Origin of the sequence: Sphingomonas zeicaulis (assembly GCF_050433225.1) — a bacterium.
Lineage (GTDB): Bacteria > Pseudomonadota > Alphaproteobacteria > Sphingomonadales > Sphingomonadaceae > Sphingomonas_D > Sphingomonas_D zeicaulis.
Window position 1 is genome coordinate 733,206 of record NZ_JBNPXQ010000002.1, and the last position, 18,689, is coordinate 751,894.

General features: G+C 67.6%; 15 protein-coding genes. 6 read left to right on the forward strand and 9 right to left on the reverse strand.

Annotated elements, in window-relative coordinates; all coding sequences use genetic code 11:
- Positions 1 to 74 precede the first annotated feature (74 nt).
- Entirely contained in the window at positions 75 to 1,028 is a 954-nt protein-coding gene (gene bla, locus FHS96_RS12465; protein ID WP_429591545.1) for a class A beta-lactamase, read from the reverse strand.
- Between the two features lie 105 nt (positions 1,029 to 1,133).
- Here bla and gcvA point away from each other — a divergent pair, with 105 nt between their 5' ends.
- A complete protein-coding gene (gcvA, locus tag FHS96_RS12470; RefSeq protein WP_429591547.1) occupies positions 1,134 to 2,018 on the forward strand; it encodes a transcriptional regulator GcvA in 885 nt (294 codons plus the stop codon).
- Here gcvA and FHS96_RS12475 read toward each other — a convergent pair.
- From FHS96_RS12475 to FHS96_RS12485, 3 genes are read right to left on the reverse strand one after another with little or no spacing between them, the layout of a single operon-like run.
- Positions 1,933 to 3,147, reverse strand: coding sequence for a dipeptidase (locus FHS96_RS12475; RefSeq protein ID WP_429591799.1), 1,215 nt, complete (start codon positions 3,145 to 3,147; stop codon positions 1,933 to 1,935). The two genes, gcvA and FHS96_RS12475, sit on opposite strands and share 86 nt — an antisense overlap.
- A gap of 5 nt (positions 3,148 to 3,152) precedes the next feature.
- Positions 3,153 to 3,635 carry a dihydrofolate reductase gene (locus tag FHS96_RS12480; protein ID WP_429591550.1) on the reverse strand — a complete coding sequence of 161 codons (483 nt, stop codon included), beginning with the start codon at positions 3,633 to 3,635 and terminating at the stop codon, positions 3,153 to 3,155.
- Positions 3,632 to 4,426 (reverse strand): thymidylate synthase, encoded by a 795-nt coding sequence (locus tag FHS96_RS12485; protein ID WP_429591552.1) that lies wholly within the window; start codon positions 4,424 to 4,426, stop codon positions 3,632 to 3,634. The genes FHS96_RS12480 and FHS96_RS12485 overlap by 4 nt, the downstream gene beginning before the upstream one ends.
- 119 nt (positions 4,427 to 4,545) lie before the next feature.
- On the opposite strand from FHS96_RS12485, the gene FHS96_RS12490 reads away from it, so the two are divergent.
- Positions 4,546 to 5,328: a sulfotransferase family protein gene (locus tag FHS96_RS12490; protein ID WP_429591555.1), complete on the forward strand. Its 783-nt coding sequence runs from the start codon at positions 4,546 to 4,548 to the stop codon at positions 5,326 to 5,328.
- Here the strand turns inward: FHS96_RS12490 and FHS96_RS12495 are convergent.
- The 4 genes from FHS96_RS12495 to FHS96_RS12510 form a co-directional block, all read right to left on the reverse strand.
- On the reverse strand, positions 5,309 to 6,010 hold the full coding sequence (locus FHS96_RS12495) for a class I SAM-dependent methyltransferase (RefSeq protein ID WP_429591558.1): 702 nt from the start codon (positions 6,008 to 6,010) through the stop codon (positions 5,309 to 5,311). The two genes, FHS96_RS12490 and FHS96_RS12495, sit on opposite strands and share 20 nt — an antisense overlap.
- Entirely contained in the window at positions 6,007 to 7,134 is a 1,128-nt protein-coding gene (gene prfB, locus FHS96_RS12500) for a peptide chain release factor 2 (RefSeq protein WP_429591561.1), read from the reverse strand. Before prfB ends, FHS96_RS12495 begins: the two co-directional genes overlap by 4 nt.
- A 109-nt stretch (positions 7,135 to 7,243) precedes the next feature.
- Positions 7,244 to 9,745: a penicillin-binding protein 1A gene (locus tag FHS96_RS12505; protein ID WP_429591564.1), complete on the reverse strand. Its 2,502-nt coding sequence runs from the start codon at positions 9,743 to 9,745 to the stop codon at positions 7,244 to 7,246.
- A gap of 58 nt (positions 9,746 to 9,803) precedes the next feature.
- Positions 9,804 to 11,060, reverse strand: a complete 1,257-nt coding sequence (locus tag FHS96_RS12510; RefSeq protein WP_429591566.1) for an N-acetylmuramoyl-L-alanine amidase — start codon at positions 11,058 to 11,060, stop codon at positions 9,804 to 9,806.
- A 474-nt stretch (positions 11,061 to 11,534) separates the two neighbouring features.
- Between FHS96_RS12510 and FHS96_RS12515 the strand changes: the two genes are divergently transcribed.
- From FHS96_RS12515 to FHS96_RS12530, 4 genes are all read left to right on the forward strand, one after another.
- On the forward strand, positions 11,535 to 14,210 hold the full coding sequence (locus FHS96_RS12515; protein ID WP_429591569.1) for an Rne/Rng family ribonuclease: 2,676 nt from the start codon (positions 11,535 to 11,537) through the stop codon (positions 14,208 to 14,210).
- 88 nt (positions 14,211 to 14,298) lie between these two features.
- On the forward strand, positions 14,299 to 15,690 hold the full coding sequence (locus FHS96_RS12520) for a M48 family metalloprotease (protein WP_488168726.1): 1,392 nt from the start codon (positions 14,299 to 14,301) through the stop codon (positions 15,688 to 15,690).
- Entirely contained in the window at positions 15,687 to 16,442 is a 756-nt protein-coding gene (locus tag FHS96_RS12525; RefSeq protein WP_429591572.1) for a DsbA family protein, read from the forward strand. The genes FHS96_RS12520 and FHS96_RS12525 overlap by 4 nt, the downstream gene beginning before the upstream one ends.
- A gap of 84 nt (positions 16,443 to 16,526) precedes the next feature.
- Positions 16,527 to 17,051: a hypothetical protein gene (locus FHS96_RS12530; RefSeq protein ID WP_429591575.1), complete on the forward strand. Its 525-nt coding sequence runs from the start codon at positions 16,527 to 16,529 to the stop codon at positions 17,049 to 17,051.
- On the opposite strand, the gene FHS96_RS12535 is transcribed toward FHS96_RS12530, so the two are convergent.
- A complete protein-coding gene (locus FHS96_RS12535) occupies positions 17,035 to 18,627 on the reverse strand; it encodes a hypothetical protein (RefSeq protein WP_429591578.1) in 1,593 nt (530 codons plus the stop codon). The genes FHS96_RS12530 and FHS96_RS12535 overlap by 17 nt on opposite strands.
- Positions 18,628 to 18,689: the final 62 nt, after the last annotated feature.

Here is an 18,689-nt window from a genome sequence, read left to right on the forward strand (position 1 = left end):
GCGTCGGGCAAGAAAGCCTGCACATGCCGGAGCCCGGACGTCCCCGGACCGGGCCCCGGCCGTTCGCCGCCTTATCAGGCGACGAAGCTCAATGCCGCCCGCGCCGCTGACGCCAGCACCTTCTCGCGCGCGGCCTGTTCGGCGGACGATCCGACGAGATAGGTCGAAACCAGCAGCGGCTTGCCCGAGGGCGGCCACAGGATCGCGACATCGTTGGTGGCGCCGCGTTCTCCCGTTCCGGTCTTGTCGCCGATTCGCCAGCCCTTGGGCGCCCCGGCGCGGATGCGATTGTCGCCGGTCTGATTCGCTTCCAGCCAACGCGCGAGGCGGGTGCGCGAGCCGGCGGACAGTGCGGTCGTGCCAACCACCAGCCGCTCGAGATCCTCGGCGATGGCGACGGGGGTGGTGGTGTCGCGCGGATCGCCATCCTTCGATTCGTTGAGGAACGGTTCCGGCCGGTCGAGCCGGGTCACCGGATCGCCGATCTGGCGGAGCCACGCAGTCAGCTTTTCCGGGCCGCCCAGCGGTGCCAGCAACAGGTTGGCGGCGGCGTTGTCGCTGGTGGTCAGCGTCGCCGCACAGAGTTCGTCGATGCTCAATGAGCCGCCCACCGCTTCCTTCGTCACCGGCGAGTGGTCGATAATGTCCTTTGCGGCCACGGCAATCCGCCGGTCGAGCCGTTCCACGCCGCTGTCGACGCGCGCGAGGGTCGCGCCAGCGAGCAGCAGCTTGAAGGTGCTGCACAGCGGGAAACGCTCGTCGCCGCGCCAAACGAAGCGGCGATTGTTGCCAGTGTCGATCAGCGCGACGCCCAGCCGCCCGCCGCTTTCGCGCTCGATCGCCTGCATCTGTTGGGTGAAGCCCGACACCGCCCGGGGATCGACCGCGGTCGCATTGCCCTCGCCGTCATTGCCCTCCGGCGCGGCGCTGTCGTTGCCTTCCTCGTTCTCGCCTCCACAGGCGGCGAGCAGCGCGGATCCGGCGACAGCGCAGCCAAGCCCCAAGGAAAATTGCCGTCTGCTGAGCATCGCATCATCCATTTCAGCCTCGGATTGGGGGCAGGATGCGGGTGTGGTGCCATCGGCGCAAAGGATGATATCTCGCCGCTGCCATGAGGAAAATTGAGGTCTTGGATGGATCGCCCACAGCTTCCGCTCAACGCATTGCGCGCCTTCGAGGCGGCGGCACGGCACCTGAGCTTCACCCGCGCAGCGGATGAACTCTGTGTCAGCCAGGCGGCGGTGAGCCATCAGGTGAAGGCGTTGGAGCAGCGCCTTGGTGCCAGCCTGTTCCGCCGCCTGCCGCGTGGCCTGTCGCTTACAGACGAGGGCGCGGCTCTCGTCCCGGTGTTGCGCGATTCGTTCGATCGGATCGGGGCGGTGCTCGATCGCTTCGCCGATGGGCGCTTCCATGAGGTGCTGACCGTCGGTGTCGTCGGCACCTTCGCGATCGGCTGGCTGATCCCGCGCCTGCCGGCGTTCCAGCGTGCCAACCCGCTGATCGACCTGCGCATCTTGACCAACAACAACCGCGTCGACCTGGCTGGCGAGGGGCTCGATTGCGCGATCCGCTTCGGGGACGGGGCGTGGCAGGGGGCGGAAGCGGACCACCTGCTGGATGCCCCCTTTTCACCCCTCTGCTCCCCCGCTCTTGCCCGCAAATTGCGCACCCCGGCCGACCTTGCGCACCAGACATTGCTGCGATCCTATCGCACCGACGAATGGGAGGGTTGGTTCGAGGCTGCGGGTGGCATTGCGCCACGGGTGCGCGGACCGATCTTCGATTCGTCGCTGGCGATCGCCGAGGCGGCTGCGCGCGGGGCGGGGGTGGCGCTGCTGCCCGTCGCGATGTTCGAACGCGAACTGGCGGAGGAGCGGTTGGCGCGGCCGTTCGCAGCGGACGTGTCGACCGGCGCCTATTGGCTGGTGCGGCTCAAATCCCGGCCGCTGTCGGCGGCGTTGGCGCGCTTTCGCGATTGGCTGATTGCGGCGGCAGGCCCTGTTCCAGCAGGCGGATGACGTTGCCGCCCATCACTGCAGCGATCTCGCTGTCGGAAAAGCCGCGATCGACCAGCGCCTGGGTGATCTGCGTGAGCTGGCTGGCGTCGAAGGCGGTGGTGACCGCGCCGTCGAAGTCGGAACCCAGGCCGACATGCGCGATGCCGACGAGGTCGCGGACGTGCGCAATGGCGGCGGCGATGCTCTTTGGGCTGATGTCGCACACCGCCGCATCCCAGTAACCGATGCCGACGACGCCGCCGGTGCGGGCGATGCCGCGAATCTCGGCATCGGTAAGGTTGCGGTTGCCCTTGCAGGTCGCCTGTACGCCGCCGTGGCTGGAAACGACCGGGCGCCGCGCCATCGCCAGCACCTCCGCCACGGTTTCGTGGCTCGAATGGGCGACATCGACGATCATGCCGCGTGCTTCCATCGCGCGCACCATGCGCCGGCCGAACGGCGTCAGCCCGCCCTTTTCAAGCCCGTGGATCGAGCCGCCCAGCTCATTGTCGAAGAAGTGGGCGATGCCACCCATGCGGAAGCCGGCGGCGTAGAGTCGGTCAAGATTCTCCGCCTTGCCCTCAAGATCATGCAGCCCCTCGACCGAGAGCAGCGCACCGATCGTCTCGCTGCCCGCCAGCCGCTCGACCATCAGCCGGCGGACATCGTCGCCGCTGCGCAGGATCCGCAGTCGCCCCTTGGAACCAAGTTCGGCCTTGCGCAGCTTTTCGGCGTGCCAGAGCGAGCGTTCGAGCAGCGAGCCCCAGGTGCGCATCGGCTGGAGCTGCGCGACGGAAAGCAAGGTGATGTTGTCGGTCTCCCCTTCGTTGGCTTCATAATTCTGGTGGCGCGGCGTCTTGGTGACAGAGGAGAAGATCTGGAGCGCGACATTGCCCTGTTCGAGCCGCGGCAGATCGACCTGCCCGCGCGATCCACGATCGAGCAGGTCGCGCCGCCACAGCAAGGTGTCGGCATGCATGTCGGCGATCTGCAGGGTGGCGTGCAGCGCGCGGGCACGCGGCGAGACCGGCGCGATGCCCTTGGGCGTCACCTGATTCATCAACCCCTCTGCAATCGACGGGCCGAACAGAAAGAAGCCCGCGACGCTGAGAGCGATAACAACAGCGACGATCAGAAGCCCCCGCCGCAGCATCGTCAGCGTCGCTTGAGCGTGACGAAGCTGAACCCGGGATCGCCCTCATGCGTCTCCCGCCCCACCTCCTGCCATGCAGCAGGGTCGAAATCCTCCAGCAGCGTGTCGCCGGCGGGAGCGGCATGGACCTCGGTCAGCTCGATGCGGTCGGCGCGGTCGAGGAACAGGCGATAGATCTCGGCACCGCCGATCACCGCGACGTGCGGCGCGTTGGCGCGGGCCAGTGCTTGTTCCACCGACGCCGTCACCTCGGCGCCGTCTTCCTGCCATTCGGGATCGCGGGTCAGCACGATGTGGCGGCGGCCCGGCAGCAGCCCCGGGAGGCTGTCGAACGTCTTGCGGCCCATGATCATCGGCATGCCCTGCGTCAGCATCTTGAACCGCCGGAGATCGGCGGGGATGCGCCAAGGCAGCGCGCCCTCACGCCCTATCACGCCGTTCTCGGCGCGGGCGACGACCAGCACGATCTCCGGATGCGCCGTCAAACCGCCACCGGTGCCTTGATGTGCGGATGCGCTTCATACCCGACGATCTCGAAATCCTCATACTCGTATGCATCGATCGCGTCGGGCCGGCGCAGGAGATGCAGGTGCGGCAGTTCATGCGGCTCGCGCGCGAGCTGAAGCCGGGCCTGATCGAGATGGTTCGAATAGAGGTGGCAATCGCCGCCGGTCCACACGAACCAGCCCGGCTCGAGCCCGCATTGCTGCGCCAGCATGTGGGTGAGCAGCGCATAGCTGGCGATGTTGAAGGGCACGCCGAGGAACACATCGGCACTGCGCTGGTAGAGCTGCAGGCTGAGGCGGCCATCGGCGACATGCGTCTGGAACAGGCAATGGCATGGGGCCAGCGCCATGCGCTTGAGCTCGCCGGGGTTCCACGCTGTCACGATCTGGCGGCGCGAGGCTGGATCGCGGTTGATCTGCGCGATCAGCTCGGCGATCTGATCGATGTGGCGGCCGTCCGCCGTCTCCCAGTCCCGCCACTGCTTGCCATAGACCGGGCCGAGGTCGCCGCTCTCGTCCGCCCACTCGTCCCAGATGGAGACGCGGTTTTCCTGCAGCCAGCGGACATTGGTGTCGCCGCGCAGGAACCAGAGCAGCTCGATGATGATCGATCGCAAATGCAGCTTCTTGGTGGTGACGAGGGGGAAGCCCTTCGCCAGATCGAAGCGCATCTGGTGGCCGAAGACGGAAAGCGTGCCGACCCCCGTGCGGTCCTGCTGCGCCGTGCCTTCGTCGAGGATGCGCTGGAGCAGATCGAGATACTGACGCATGGCGGTGCTTATGTACGGCTCCGTGGCGTTCGCCAAGTGCCCGGTTGGGCGCCCCTGCGGAAACATCGGCGACACATGCGGACATATCTGGACAATGGCTGTGCCGCACTGCGGCGCCGATGCCAGACCGTGCCAGCTCAGAGCCTTATGGCTATCGCACCGCGCTTGCTGCGGCCTTTGGCGTCCGCCTCGTCAGCGACATTCCCGAGCGGCTGTGCAGGCTGGGCGTGCGGCCGTGGGTGGATGGCAAGCGCAGGCGACGGATCGAGGCGATCCGTCGCGCGGGGGTGCTGTTCGTCCATGTGCCCAAGAATGCCGGCATGTCGATCAGCCAGCATCTCTATGGCTGCCAGGTAAAGCATCGTTCGATGCGCTATTATCTGAGCGTCGCGCCCGATCTTGCCGCGCTGCCCAGCGTCGCCGTGGTGCGCGACCCGGTGCAGCGCTTCCTCTCCGCCTTCGCCTATGCCCGTGCCGGCGGCACTGCCCACAACCGTGTCGCGACACCGTTCAACGCGCGCTACCGCGGTTTTGCCGGGATCGACGACGCGCTCGATCATCTCGCGCAGGCACGCGGGCCGTTCGACATCGACCATATCTTCCGACCGCAGAGTTGGTATCTGCTCGACAGGCAGGGCAGGCTGGCCGTCGACGACCTGATCGACTTCGAGGATCTCGGCCGGATCGCCGGTATCGGCCACCACCGCCTCGAGATGCCGCTGCCGCGGATCAACGCCGGCGCGAGGTGCGATCATCCGCTGACCCCGCGTCAGATCGATCGCATCCGCCGCTTCTACCGCGCCGACATTGCGTTGCGTGCCGCCCGTGGCCTGGTGCGCAACCCCGATGCCGCGGCGCGAGGTCCCGGGAAACCGTCGATGCTCAGCCCTTGCACACCGTGATCTCGCGCGGTTCCGGTCTTGGGCCGACCGCGCGGAAGCGGGCGAGATAGCCGTCGACCGACGGCATCGGCTGCCAGGCGACCAGCTTATAACCCACCGCCTTGAACTCGCAGGCGAGCAGCGCGTGCGGGGTGCCGTGCTGGTTGGTCGGGCGATCGGCATCGACCACGATCACTTCGCCGTCAGTCTTCAGCGCCGGGCGGAGGCGCCAGAGAAATTCATAGGGCGAGGCGATCTCATGGTACATCTGGACCATGAAGATGCGATCGAAGCTGCCCTCCGGCAGTTTGGGATCGTTGGGCTCGCCCAGCTTGACGCTGACATTGTCCAGCGCCTCGCGGGTGACGCGCTCGGCGAGCGCGTCGCGGACCTGCGGGATGATGTCCTGCGCGAGCACGCGGCCATCGTCGCCGACGCGCTGGGCAAGGCGGATCGTGTAATAGCCTTCGCCGGCGCCAATATCGGCCACCGTCATGCCCGACTTGATGCCGGCGCGGCGCATCACATTGTCGGCCTCGTTCAGCCGATCGCGCGCTTCCTCGGTCGACCAGCGGCTTGAGACGATCGCCGCCACCGGCCGCGACGCCTGCGGAAAATCCTTGGACTTATACTCGCGCGGGCCGCTGCCATGGCAGGCAGCGACCAGCAGCGCGACCAGCAGGCAGGCGGCGGTGCGCGTCAATCGACGTCCTCGACCTCGACCTTTTCGCCGGTCACCCGCTGCGACAGCGCCGCCGACATGAAGCGGTCGAGATCGCCGTCGAGCACATCCGCGGGCGCGGTCGAGGTGGCGCCGGTGCGCAGGTCCTTCACGAGCTGATAGGGCTGGAGGACGTAGGAGCGGATCTGGTGGCCCCAGCCGATATCGGTCTTGGCCGCGTTCTCTGCATTGGCCGCCTGCTCGCGGATCTGCAACTCCCGCTCGTAGAGGCGCGCGCGGAGCTGGTTATAAGCCTCGGCACGGTTCTTGTGCTGGCTGCGCTGGTTCTGGCACTGCACGACGATGCCGGTCGGAAGGTGGGTGATGCGCACCGCCGAATCGGTCGTGTTGATGTGCTGGCCGCCCGCGCCCGAGGCGCGATAAGTGTCGATGCGCAGCTCGCTCTCGTTGATCTCGATGTCGATATTCTCGTCGACCACCGGATAGACCCAGACGCTGGCGAAGCTGGTGTGGCGCCGCGCCGAGCTGTCATAGGGGCTGATGCGCACGAGGCGGTGGACGCCGCTTTCGGTCTTCGCCCAGCCATAGGCGTTCTCGCCCTTGAGCAGCAAAGTCGCCGACTTGATGCCGGCCTGTTCGCCCGCATGCTGGTCGACCAGCTCCACCTTGAGACCATGCCGTTCCGCCCAGCGCGAATACATGCGCTGCAGCATCGAGGCCCAGTCCTGGCTCTCGGTGCCGCCAGCGCCGGCATTGACCTCGATATAGGTGTCGTTGCCATCGGCCTCGCCGGCGAGCAGCGCCTTCACCTTGTCCTGTTCGGCACGGTCGGCGAGCGCGGCGAGGCCGGCGACGCCTTCGTCGACCATGCCGGTATCACCCTCGGCCTCGGCCATCTCCATCAGCTCGATGGTGTCGTTGAGCTCGGTCTCGATCGCGCGAGTCGCGTTGATCGCCTCGTCGAGGCGGCGACGCTCGCGCATCACTTCCTGCGCGGCCTTGGGATCGTTCCAGAGGGCGGGATCCTCGACGCGGTTGTTCAGCTCGTCCAGGCGGCGCAGTGCGCGGTCCCAGTCGAGGAAGCGGCGCAGCAGCGCGAGCGCCTGATTGATCTGGTCGACATGGGCTTGCGCTTCGGCGCGCATCGAAACTCTCCACAGGCTCGCCGGCATCGCGCTCCAATGCGGATGACGGCATCATCGGCCGCCTTCCGCAGCGTTGCGGGCGGGCGGCAGGGTAATTGGTCGCGGGGGCTTAGTAGATTCCGCCCTCACGCTGCAAGAAATCACTGTCGGCAGCGCGTCCGCGACCGCTCGACTGGGCTTTGGGCGTCACGATCTCATCCTTGCGGATCGTGCGGCGCGGTTCGCTTTCGGGCTTGAACGCTTCCCAGATCACCGCCGCCTTGGGGTCGGGCATGGGCCAGGCGCCATAGACGCGGCGGCCCGAGCGGCGATCGATCCGGACCATGCGAATGCCGGCGGGGGCGCGGAACGGCACGATCGGCACGTCCTTGAACGCGGTCTGCGCGAATTCCTTGAAGATCGGCGCGGCGATGCGCCCGCCCTGCGCATAGCCGCCCAGGCTCCGCGGCTGATCATAACCCATATAGACGCCCGCGACGATTTCGGGCGATCCGCCGACGAACCAGACGTTGGTCGGCCCGTTGGTGGTGCCGGTCTTGCCGAACAGCGGGCGGTTGAGATCGCGCAAGGTGACGGCGGTGCCGCGCTGGACGACGCCTTCGAGGATATGGACCATTTGATAGGCAGTCATCGCGTCCATCAGCTGCTTGCCGCGCACCGGTGGCCGCGGCATCGGCTGGCCGTTCCAGTCGCGTGCGTTGCAGCCGTTGCAGGGGCGGGTATCGGCCCGGAAGATCGGCTTGCCGTTGCGATCCTGCACCGCATCGATCACCGTCGGCTTCAGCTCGCGGCCGAGATTGACCAGCATCGAATAGGCGTTGGTCATCTTGAGCACAGTGGTGTCGCCGGCACCCAGCGCAACCGACAGATAGGGGGCGTAATCGCCGATCCCCATCCGCTTGATGGTCTTCACGACATTGTCCATGCCGGTCTGGCTGGCAGCGCGAACCGTCATCAGGTTGCGCGACTGCTCGATGCCCCAGCGCATGGTTTGCGGCCCGGCGCTTCGCGCGCCGCCGAAGTTGCGGAAGCATTTCTGACCGAGACGCGAGCCCTGATAGACGCAGAAGGGCGAATCGACGATGATCGACGCCGGCGTCATGCCGCTGTCCAGCGCCGCGGCGTAGACGAAGGGCTTGATCGTCGAGCCCGGCTGGCGTTCGGCCTGGGTGGCGCGGTTGAACGACTGCAGCCGCGCGTCGAAGCCGCCCTGCATCGCGAGGATGCGGCCGGTATGCGGCTGTTCCACCACCATGCCGCCCGACACTTCCGGCACGCTGCGCAGCGCGAAAGTGTCGCCGCCGGCAGGAGCGACGACGATCACGTCGCCGGGACGGATCGCATCGAACACAGTGCCGCCGGCCTTCGCCGGGCCGTCGACGGCGCCGCGCGGCAAGGTTCCGGTGCTGCCGTCGGCAAAACCGATCGCCACCGCGCCGCTTTCCTTCGAGACGACGACGGCGGTGCGCCAGTTCTGATAGTCGATGCCGATATTGGCGCCCGCAAAACGGCTCGCCCATTTGTCGTCCGCCTCGATCTTCGCCACCGGCCCCGGCCAGGCGCGGCCCGCGCTGTAGCGCAGCAGGCCGTTGCGCAGCGCGGCGGTGGCCGCTTCCTGCAAGGTCGGGTCGAGCGAAGTGCGCACCCACAGGCCGCCGGCGTAGACACTGTGCGGGCTGTCGGTCTCCTTGTCGCCATACATCTCGATGAGCTGGCGGCGGACCTCCTCGACGAAATAGCCGCCCGCGGCGAAATCGCGCTGCGGGGCGGCGCGGCTGACGGTGCCGAGCGGATCCGCGACCGCCTCGGCATATTGCTCCTCGTCGATGAACTTGTTGCGGCGCATCTCGCCCAACACCCAGTTGCGCCGTTCCAGCGCGCGATCGCCATGGCGTTCCGGGCTGTAGTTGGACGGCGCCTTGGGCAGGATCGCCAGATAGGCCATCTGCGACAGCCGTAGCTGATCGACATCCTTGCCGAAATAGGCGCGCGCGGCGGACTGCACGCCATAGGCGTTCCGGCCGAGGAAGATCTGGTTGAGATAGAGTTCGAGGATCTGCTGCTTGGTCAGCGCATCCTCGATGCGATAGGCGAGGATCGCCTCACGCACCTTGCGGCGATAGCTGAGCTCGTTGGTCAGCAGCAGGTTCTTGGCGACCTGCTGGGTGATCGTGGAGGCGCCGACCGGACGGCCGCTGTTGGTGATGTTGGTGACGACCGCGGTGATGATGCCGGGATAGTCGAGGCCGCCATGCTCGAAGAAAGTGCGGTCTTCCGCGGCCAGGAAGGCGCGGACGAGCGGCTGCGGATATTCGTCGTAGCGCAGCTGCACGCGGCGTTCGCGGGCGAACATCTGGATCGGCGTGCCGTCGATCGCGCGCACGTTGGTGGGCAGCGGCGGCTCATAGGTCTTGAGCGAATCGACCGAGGGCAGATCCCGCGCGAAGATCAGCAGGATCGCGCCCCACGCCACAAGCGCCAGCGCAAGCAGATAGAGCGGCCAGCGAATCCACCAGTTGCGCCATAGCCGCTTCACCGTGGCGAACCATCCGGTGGAGCCACGGCGCAGTTTGACGCTCATGTTCGGGGTTTCGGCAGCCGCATCATTCATTGCCCGCGCTCTAGCAAGTTTCGGGGCCTTTGCCAGCCACGGCGCGCGGTGCCGGCGTCTATTGCCCGGCGATCCGTCGCGCGAACTGGATCTGTACGGCGCGCGCGACGCCCGACGCGATCCGCTTCCGCCCGGCGCGGGAAAAGAGGAAGTCGATGTCCTCGGCGTTGGACATGAAGCCGGTTTCGAACAGCACCGAGGGAACGTCGGGCGCCTTGAGCACCACGAAGCCGGCGAATCGATGATAGTCGGTGCGGAACGGCACGAAGCCGCCCGCCTCACGATGGAGCAGCCGCGCAAAATCGGACGAGACGTTCATGGTCTCGCGCTGGGTGAGATCGAACAGGATCGACGAAACATCCGAATTCTCGCCGCCCAGGTTGATCCCGTTGATGATGTCCGACCGGTTCTCGCGCGCGGCGAGGCGCGCCGCCTCACGGTCGGACGCGACCTCGGATAATGTGTAGACGGTGGCGCCATGCGCCTCGGCGCGCGGCGCGCTGTCCGCATGGATCGAAATGAACAGGTCCGCCTTCAGGCGGCGGGCGATGCCGTACCGCTCTTCCAGGATCAGGAAGCGATCGGTTTCGCGGGTCAGCGCCACGCGCACGCGGCCCGAGCGAACGAGTTCGTCGCGGATCGCGGTGGCGATCGCGAGGGTCGCATCCTTTTCGCGCTTGCCGCCGGCACCCAGCGATCCGGGATCATGCCCGCCATGGCCGGCATCGATCACCACCAGCGGCCGGCCCGCCGGGCCCAGCACGCGGGGGAGGCCCGGCAGCCGGCGCACCGGGCCCAGCGGCACGGTGACGCTGCCGCCCCTGCTGCTGCTCCGGGCCGCCGCCAATGTGCGCGCGGCGCCCGCGCTCGCATAACGTTTGGGGGCCGCATTGACCGCGCGGGCGAACCTCCGGTCGTCGACGCGGTCGATCGACAAGGTCAGCAGGCGGCCATCGTTCGAGAAGCTGGCGCCGCTGACGATCACCGGGCGGGCGAGATCGAAGACGATGCGCGCCGTGTCCGGGCGGTACAGCCCCTGCCGAATGCGATCGACCGGTCCGCTGGCCCGTGCCGCCTTGCCGGGCGTCGCACCCTGGACGTCCAGCGCGATGCGGCGCGGCCCATCGAGCACAAGCGTGCTCGCGGCGGTGACGCTGCCATCGAACTTCACGCGGATTTCGCTGCCGTCGACCGTAATCGAGGTGATGGTCGCAGCCTCGGCGCGGGGCATGACGGCGAGCAGCACAATGATCGTCGCTGCCGCCAGCAGCGCGGCATGAAGCCGCCCAACGCATGCCAGTGCGTTCAAAAGCATCGTCCGCCGGATATCCGTTGCCGCCCTCGGAAGGCCGCCCCTTAGCCTAGAATGGCGGTTATCGTAAACAATGGTGGTAAACGCAGGATTAATCGCAGCGCCGGCGCACTTCATGGGCTGCGAATTGTGCACCTGTTGCCCCCGCGCACCGCCGATGCTAGCTAGCGGACTGGCAGCGGCGATCCCATATCGCCGGCGGCCATATTCCGCCTTCGCAAGAGGGCGGCCATTCAGGTTGACGCTGCATGATGCATTTCGAATCCACGCCGTATCGCCGCCGAAAGGCCGGCTTTGCCGCGGCGTGGACCAAAGTTCCGGCGCACAGCGCCGGGCATGCGCCGGCAGCAGAGGCATTCATCCTTAACCACGCACAGTCACGCCACCGGCTCGGGATCGCACCGGGGTGTCGGCAGCATTTTGATCGCGCGCTGCAGGCCGTTGCATACGGGCCGCGGCGCGCCCGGAGATTATTGAATGACAACGCGCATGCTGATCGACGCGCGCCACCGGGAAGAAACCCGGGTGGCCGTCGTCCAGGGTAACCGAATCGAGGAGTTTGATTTCGAGTCCGCCGAGCGGAAACAGCTCAAGGGCAATATCTATCTGGCCAAGGTGACCCGCGTCGAACCGTCGCTCCAGGCGGCGTTCGTCGATTATGGTGGCAACCGCCACGGGTTCCTCGCTTTCAGCGAAATCCATCCCGACTATTACCAGATCCCCAAGGAAGACCGCGAAGCACTGCTGCGCGAAGAGGCCGAGCACGCTGCCGAGGAAGAGGCGCTGCGCGCCGCCGACGAGGATCATGACGACGAGGATGGCTACGGTGCCGAAGGCCATGAGGGCGACGAACACGCCCATGCCGATGGCGAGGATGTGCCGCCGCCGGCGCCGAGCTCCAGCGGCTCGTCGGGTGATGAGAACGCCGTCGAGGCGCTGCGCAAGCGCCGCATGGCGCTGCGCCGCCGCTACAAGATTCAGGACGTCATCCGTCGCCGCCAGGTGCTGCTCGTCCAGGTCGTGAAGGAAGAGCGTGGCAACAAGGGCGCCGCGCTGACCACCTATCTCAGCCTTGCCGGGCGCTATTGCGTGCTGATGCCCAACACGTCTCATGGCGGCGGCATCAGCCGGAAGATCAGCAACGCGGCGGATCGCAAGCGGCTGAAGTCGATCATGGCGGAGATGAGCCTGCCGCCATCGATGGGCTGCATCGTCCGCACCGCGGGCCTCCAGCGCACCAAGACCGAGATCAAGCGCGACTTCGACTATCTCGCTCGCTTGTGGGACGGGATTCGCGAGAGCACGCTGAATTCGGCGGCGCCGGCGCTGATCTATGGCGACAGCGACCTGATCAAGCGCGCGATCCGCGACATCTACAACCGCGAGATCGACGAGGTGATCGTCGAGGGCGAGGATGGCTATCGCGCCGCCAAGGACTTCATGAAGCTGCTGATGCCCAGCCATGCCAAGCGCGTGCAGGCCTATGTGGATGCGGTGCCGCTGTTCCAGCGCTTCGGCGTCGAGGATCAGCTCAACCAGATGTATTCGCCGCTCGTGCAGCTCAAGTCGGGCGGCTATCTGGTGATCAACCCCACCGAGGCGCTGGTTTCGATCGACATCAACTCGGGCCGCTCGACGCGTGAGCACGGCATCGAGCAGACCGCGGTCGCCACCAACCTCGAAGCCGCGCACGAGATCGCCCGCCAGTTGCGCCTGCGCGACATGGCCGGTCTCGTCGTGATCGACTTCATCGACATGGAGAATGGTTCCAACGTCCGGAAGGTCGAAAAGGCGATGAAGGCGGCGCTCGCGAACGATCGCGCGCGCATCCAGGTCGGCCGGATCAGCTCGTTCGGGCTGATGGAGATGAGCCGCCAGCGCCTGCGCACGGGCGTGCTCGAAGCCTCGACCCGCCAGTGCCCGCATTGCGAGGGCACTGGCCTCGTCCGCACCGCCTCGTCGGCGGCGCTTTCGGCGCTGCGCATGCTCGAAGACGAAGCGGCGCGCGGTCGTGGCTCGCGCCTCACCCTGCGCGCATCGCAGGAAGCGGCGGTTTATGTGCTCAACCGCAAGCGCGGGGAACTGGCCGAGATCGAGGATCGCTATGGCGTGTCGATCGACATCCTGCCCGACGGTGAATCGGAAGGCGCGCGGATGAGCGTGGAAGCCAGCGGCCCGCCGCCGGCCTATGCGCCGCGCTTCGAGGCGCCGGTGCGTGAGCCCGAGCCCGAGGACGACTTCGTCGAGGAGATCGAGGAAGAGGAAGAAGAGGAACTGGTCGAGGCCGAGGAAGAAGCGCCGCGCGAACAGGTGCGTCGTGACGATGAGGGTGAGCGCGGCGAAGGCCGTCGCCGTCGCCGCCGTCGCCGCCGTGGTCGCGGTGGTCGCGAGGAGCAGTCCTCGGCTGCATCGTCGGACGACGCCGCCGAGGCCGGTGACGAGGGTGTCGACGAGTCCGCGGATGAGGCCGTCGAGACCGCCGAGGCTCCGGCCGAGGTCGCAGCGGACGCCGCCGAGGCTGGCGAGCGCGGCGAGGATGAGGATGGCCGCCGTCGTCGTGGTCGTCGCGGTCGCCGTGGCGGTCGTCGCCGGCGCGAAAATGGCCATGCCGAGGATGGCGCCGAGCCTGCCGAAGCAGCCGAAGCGCCTGCCGAGGACATGGTCGAGGTCGTGGCCGAGCCGGTGAACGAGGTTGCGGAGCCGGTGGTCGAGGCCCCGGTGCCGGTGGCCGAAGAGGCGCCCCAGCCCGAGGCCAAGCCGAAGCGCAAGCGCCGGACCAAGGCGGAGATCGCCGCGGCCGAGGCGGCTGCTGCGGAAGCCGCCGCTGCCGAAGCCACGCCCGCCCCGGTCGAGGTGGTGGACGCGCCGGCCAAGCCCAAGCGTACTCGCCGCAAGGCCGCTGCCGCCGCCGAAGCGGCCGCACCCGCCGAGGCGGAGCCGGTGGCTGCCGAGGCCGCTGCGGAGAAGCCGAAGCGCAAGCGCGCGCCGCGCAAGAAGGCGGAAGTCGCTGTCGAGGCGGTCGCGGCCGAGCCTGCCGTCGAGGCGGATCCGGTAGCGGAACCCGCCGCCGAAGTGCCGGCCGAAGCCGAAGCTGATCCGGCACCGACCGCGCGTCGCGGCTGGTGGCAGCGCACCTTCGGGGGCGAGGCCTGATCGACAAGGTCCATCTGCCCGGTCGGCCTTGTGCCGGCCGGGCAGCGACTTCAGGCGTCATTCAGGCGGGCATCGGGAAGAGGCGGAGATGAACGGCGCAAGCGAGCCCCGAAGTGATCGGCACAGCCGTTCGGTGCTGATGCGCCTCGTGACCGCGCTGGTGCTGTGCTTCGCGCTTTTCGCGCGCCCCGCCGCTGCGCAATCGATCCTGCGCGATGCCGAGACCGAGGCGCTGCTCGACGACATGTCGCGGCCGCTCATCGCCGCTGCCGGGCTCGATCCCCGCAACGTCAAGGTCGTCGTCATCAACGACAAGGAAATCAACGCCTTCGTCGCCGGCGGCCAGATCGTCTATATCCACAGCGGGCTGATCGCCGCTGCCGACAACACCAATGAGGTCCAGGGCGTCATCGCCCACGAACTCGGCCACGTCGCCGGCGGCCATGTCGTGCGCTTTTCCGAGGGCGCGAAGGCGGCGACGGGCATCAGCATTGTCAGCCTGCTGCTGGGCGCCGCGGCGATCGCGGCGGGCGCCGGCGAGGCCGGGATGGGCATTCTTTCCGCGGGCCAGCAGGCGGCAATGGGCAAGTTCCTGGCCTTCACCCGCACGCAGGAATCGAGCGCGGACCAGGCCGGCGCTTCCTACCTCATGAAGGCCGGGATCAGCGGCCAGGGCTCGATCGCCTTTTTCAAGAAGCTGCAGAATCTGGAATTCCGCCTCGGCATCCCTCAGGAAGACAGCTACGCCCGCACTCACCCGCTGAGCGGCGAGCGCGTATCGATCCTTGAGGCCCAGTATCGCGCCGATCCGGCGTGGAACACCAAGACCGCTCCCGAACTTGAGGCGCGGTTCCAGCGGGTGAAAGCGAAGCTGGTGGGCTTCGTCAGCGAGCCGGCGACGACGCTGCGGCTCTATCCCGAAGGCAATAACGGCGAACCGTCGCGCTATGCGCGGGCCTATGCGTGGCACAAGTCGGCCTATCCGGACAAGGCGCAGGCCGAGGTCTCGGCGCTGCTCGCGATACGCCCGCACGATCCCTATTATCTTGAGCTGGAAGGGCAGATCCTGCTCGAATCCGGCAAGCCCGGCGAGGCGCTGGGGCCGCTGCGTGAGGCGACGCAGCGCACCGGCAACGCGCCGCTGATCGCCGCGCTGTTTGGCCATGCGCTGATCGCGACCGAGGACCCCGCGAATTTCGCCGAGGCACGCCGCGTGCTGCGCGCGGCGGTGGCGCGCGACAACGACAATCCCTTCGCCTGGTATCAGCTTGGCGTCGTCTATGAGCGTGAGGGGGATCGGCCGCGTGCGGCGCTGGCAACCGCCGAGCGCTACAACATGATGGGCCAGGCCCGCCTGGCGCTCACCAGCGCGCAGATGGCAATGAGCGGGATCCCCGAGGGCTCGTCGGACTGGCTCCGCGCGCAGGATATCGCGATGGTCTCGCAGGCGCAGGTCGAACAGGAGAAACGCAGACGATGAACGCCCCGGCAACGGAGCGACGCGGTATCGGCCGATGGCTGGTGCCGCTGGTGGCGGGCGTGCTGGGCGGTGCGGTTGGCGCTGGCGGCGTCGTGCTGGCCGGTGGTGGTGCCGACAAGCCGAAGGTCGAGGCGATCGTGCGCGATTATGTGCTCGCCAACCCCGAACTGCTGCCCGAGGCGATGGAGCGGCTACGCGACAAGCAGAACGCCGCCGCCGTCGCGCAGAGCGGCAACCAACTCACCAAGCCGTTCGGCGGTGCGTGGATGGGCGCGGCGAACGCCGATGTCGTGCTCGTCGAGTTCACCGACTATAATTGCGGCTATTGCCGAGCCAGCCTGCCGGTGGTGGAGCGGCTGGTGGCCGAAGACCCCAAGCTCAAGGTCGTGTTCCGCGAGCTGCCGATCCTGAGCGAGGATAGCCTGACCGCGGCGCGCGCCGCGCTGGCTGCCGCGAAACAGGGCCAGGGCAAGTATGCGGCGTTCCACAATGCGCTGTTTTCAGGCGGCCCCGTCTCGCCCGCCAGCCTTGCCGAGGCGCAGCGCCGGGCAGGGCTGGACGTCTCGGCCGCGACCGCTGCCGCCACCGCCGATGATGTGACCGCCGAGATCCAGGCCAATCACGCGATGTTCGGTCGCATCGGCGGCACTGGCACGCCAAGCTGGGTGGTGGGCGACCAGATCCTCAGCGGCGCCGTCGGCTATGACGCGTTGAAGGCGGCGATCGCCAACGCGCGCAAACCGAAGGGCTGATTGCCAGGAGGGTTCGGGCCGGGGAGAGGCGCTTCCGGCCAGTCATGCGGTTCGTGTAGCGTTTCCAGTTCAACGGAGGCGATGATGACCAGAGCGCTGCCTGCCCTGACCCTGCTTATCGGCCTCGCTGCACCAGTGGCCCTGCCTGCGCAGATGCCGGCGGACCAGTTCCCCGCCGACATGCCGACGCAGGTCCAGGCGCGCATCGGCGATCTCGATGCGCGCTGCCGCGCGGCCGGCGGCCGCCCCAATCCGCGGCCCTATCTGTTCATCCATGACTATAGCGGCGACGGCGTGCCCGATTATCTGCTGAGCGAAGGGCGCTATGGCTGCACCGGGCAAGAGGGCGTGTTCCGCGTGGTCGGCGCGTCGGTGGTCGAGATCTTCGTGACCGAGGCGGACGGCAGCGCGTTCAGCGCCTGGCGCAGCATCGTCGCCGGCTATCGCCTCGTCCAGCACAAGCCGCTGCTGGTGCAGGTGGTGAAGGTGGGGCGGGAATGCGGGCCGAGCCCGCTGTGCGGCTATCAGTTGCGTTACGACGCGGAGGGCCGGAAGTTCGACGCGATCCCGGTCAGCCCTGCGCAGGCCGGCGCTATCGCACCCGGATGATGCGCGGCGGGATCGGATAGTCGGCCGCGGCCGCGGGCGCGGCGCGGCTGTCGATGCGCCACAGGCTGCTGCTGCCCTGGCGCCAGATTTCGGTCATGCCTTCCATCAGCCGCGGGTCGTGCCGGCGCGGCGCGATCAGCCAGACATAGTCGAAGCGTTCGCGCGGCAGGTGCGCGAGCGAGCGGTTGAGCGGCCACCACACCTCACCGCGGCAGCGCGGGCCGGTGACGATCTGCGACGGGTCACGCGAATAGCGCCATCCGGTGGGGAAATGGGTGCGGACGAGCTGCGCGCCGGCGGCCACCCACTGGTCGTTCGAAAAAGCCTCCCGCCGCACGATCGCCAGCCCCGGCATATGCTCCAAGCGGTGCATCATCCACGGCGTCACGCAATCCTTGCCGACATAGGACATCATGCGCGCGCCGCGCGGCACATGATCCAGGGCGGCGAGCTCGCGATCATAGGCGCGGTCGAACAGCCAGAAGCTGGCGGTGTTGGCGCCCAGCCGCAGCACCATGAAAAGCGCCGCGACCAGAGCGACGCTGTGCCGGAACTTGAGGTCGGTTTCGGGGCGCGGCCGGATTGCGAGCAGCGCGGTGGCGACCATGAACGGCGCCAGCCGCATGTCGGCATAGGCGGATCCGAACACGATGCGCGGCAGGATGATGAACACCGCGAGCAGGAACAGCGTGGAGATGGCGAGGTTGCGCGAGAAGGTCAGGCGCTTGTCGCGCAGCGCCTCCAGCATGACGATGATCAGCACTGCCAGCGACAGCATGTCGACGATCCGCCAGCGATCGCGGAGCACCATCGCGAACCAGGAAAGCTTGGCCTGCCAATCGAACCAGTCGCCGGTCTGCGCGCTCGGATCCTGCCCGCGCCACACCAGCATCAGCACCATCGGCGGGGTGAGCGGCAGGCAGTGCAGGCCGGCGATGATGCCCGCGCGGAAGAACGTGTTGCCGCGATCCATCGCGCGGACGAGCTCGACCGAGAAGACGAGCACCCCCAAAGTGCCCCAGCCGAATGCGTGGGTGACCCAGATCGCGCAGGAAATCGGCACGAAGATCGCCGCGCGCAACGTCACATGGCCCGTCCGCCCCATTCGCAGCCACAGCCCGAACGCGACGAAGGCGAGCGCCATCGACAGCGCGAAATTCACGAAGCCGAAGATGAAGGGGAAGTTGAACGCGAGCGGCAGCGCGAACATCGTTGTCGGCGGCACGCGGCCGTGCACCTCGCGCGCCACCCACAGGAAGCCCGCCACCGTCAGCGGCGGGATCGTCATCACGATCAGCTTGACCGAAGGCTCCAGCCCCAGCCCAAGCCAGTGCAGCGGCTCGATCAGCAGGTCGACGCCGAGATTGCCGATCACCGCCCAGTCGAAACTGTACCATTGCCGCAGGAAGGGTGAGGTCGCGAGGTCGAGCTGGACGCGATAGCGGCCCATATGGCCCGGCAGGTCCACCATCGGCGGAATATCCGGCCACAGCAGCGGCACGAAAGCGATCAGCGTCAGCAGGACCATGGTGGTCCGGCGTTCCCACCACGGGGTGTTGCTGTCTTCGCTGCGCATCCGCGCTCCTCTATCGACGGCAGCAGCCACGGGAAAGACCCGTAATGATCCGTGGCCGCGCA

What these genes read in the sequence shown, in the direction of transcription:
- bla (WP_429591545.1), bottom strand. Translation starts at nt 1,028, where the DNA reads ATGCTCAGCAGACGGCAATTTTCCTTGGGGCTTGGCTGCGCTGTCGCC.
- gcvA (WP_429591547.1), top strand. Translation starts at nt 1,134, where the DNA reads ATGGATCGCCCACAGCTTCCGCTCAACGCATTGCGCGCCTTCGAGGCG.
- FHS96_RS12485 (WP_429591552.1), bottom strand. Translation starts at nt 4,426, where the DNA reads ATGCGTCAGTATCTCGATCTGCTCCAGCGCATCCTCGACGAAGGCACG.
- FHS96_RS12490 (WP_429591555.1), top strand. Translation starts at nt 4,546, where the DNA reads ATGCCAGACCGTGCCAGCTCAGAGCCTTATGGCTATCGCACCGCGCTT.
- prfB (WP_429591561.1), bottom strand. Translation starts at nt 7,134, where the DNA reads ATGCGCGCCGAAGCGCAAGCCCATGTCGACCAGATCAATCAGGCGCTC.
- FHS96_RS12505 (WP_429591564.1), bottom strand. Translation starts at nt 9,745, where the DNA reads ATGAATGATGCGGCTGCCGAAACCCCGAACATGAGCGTCAAACTGCGC.
- FHS96_RS12510 (WP_429591566.1), bottom strand. Translation starts at nt 11,060, where the DNA reads ATGCTTTTGAACGCACTGGCATGCGTTGGGCGGCTTCATGCCGCGCTG.
- FHS96_RS12515 (WP_429591569.1), top strand. Translation starts at nt 11,535, where the DNA reads ATGACAACGCGCATGCTGATCGACGCGCGCCACCGGGAAGAAACCCGG.
- FHS96_RS12520 (WP_488168726.1), top strand. Translation starts at nt 14,299, where the DNA reads ATGAACGGCGCAAGCGAGCCCCGAAGTGATCGGCACAGCCGTTCGGTG.
- FHS96_RS12525 (WP_429591572.1), top strand. Translation starts at nt 15,687, where the DNA reads ATGAACGCCCCGGCAACGGAGCGACGCGGTATCGGCCGATGGCTGGTG.
- FHS96_RS12530 (WP_429591575.1), top strand. Translation starts at nt 16,527, where the DNA reads ATGACCAGAGCGCTGCCTGCCCTGACCCTGCTTATCGGCCTCGCTGCA.
- FHS96_RS12535 (WP_429591578.1), bottom strand. Translation starts at nt 18,627, where the DNA reads ATGCGCAGCGAAGACAGCAACACCCCGTGGTGGGAACGCCGGACCACC.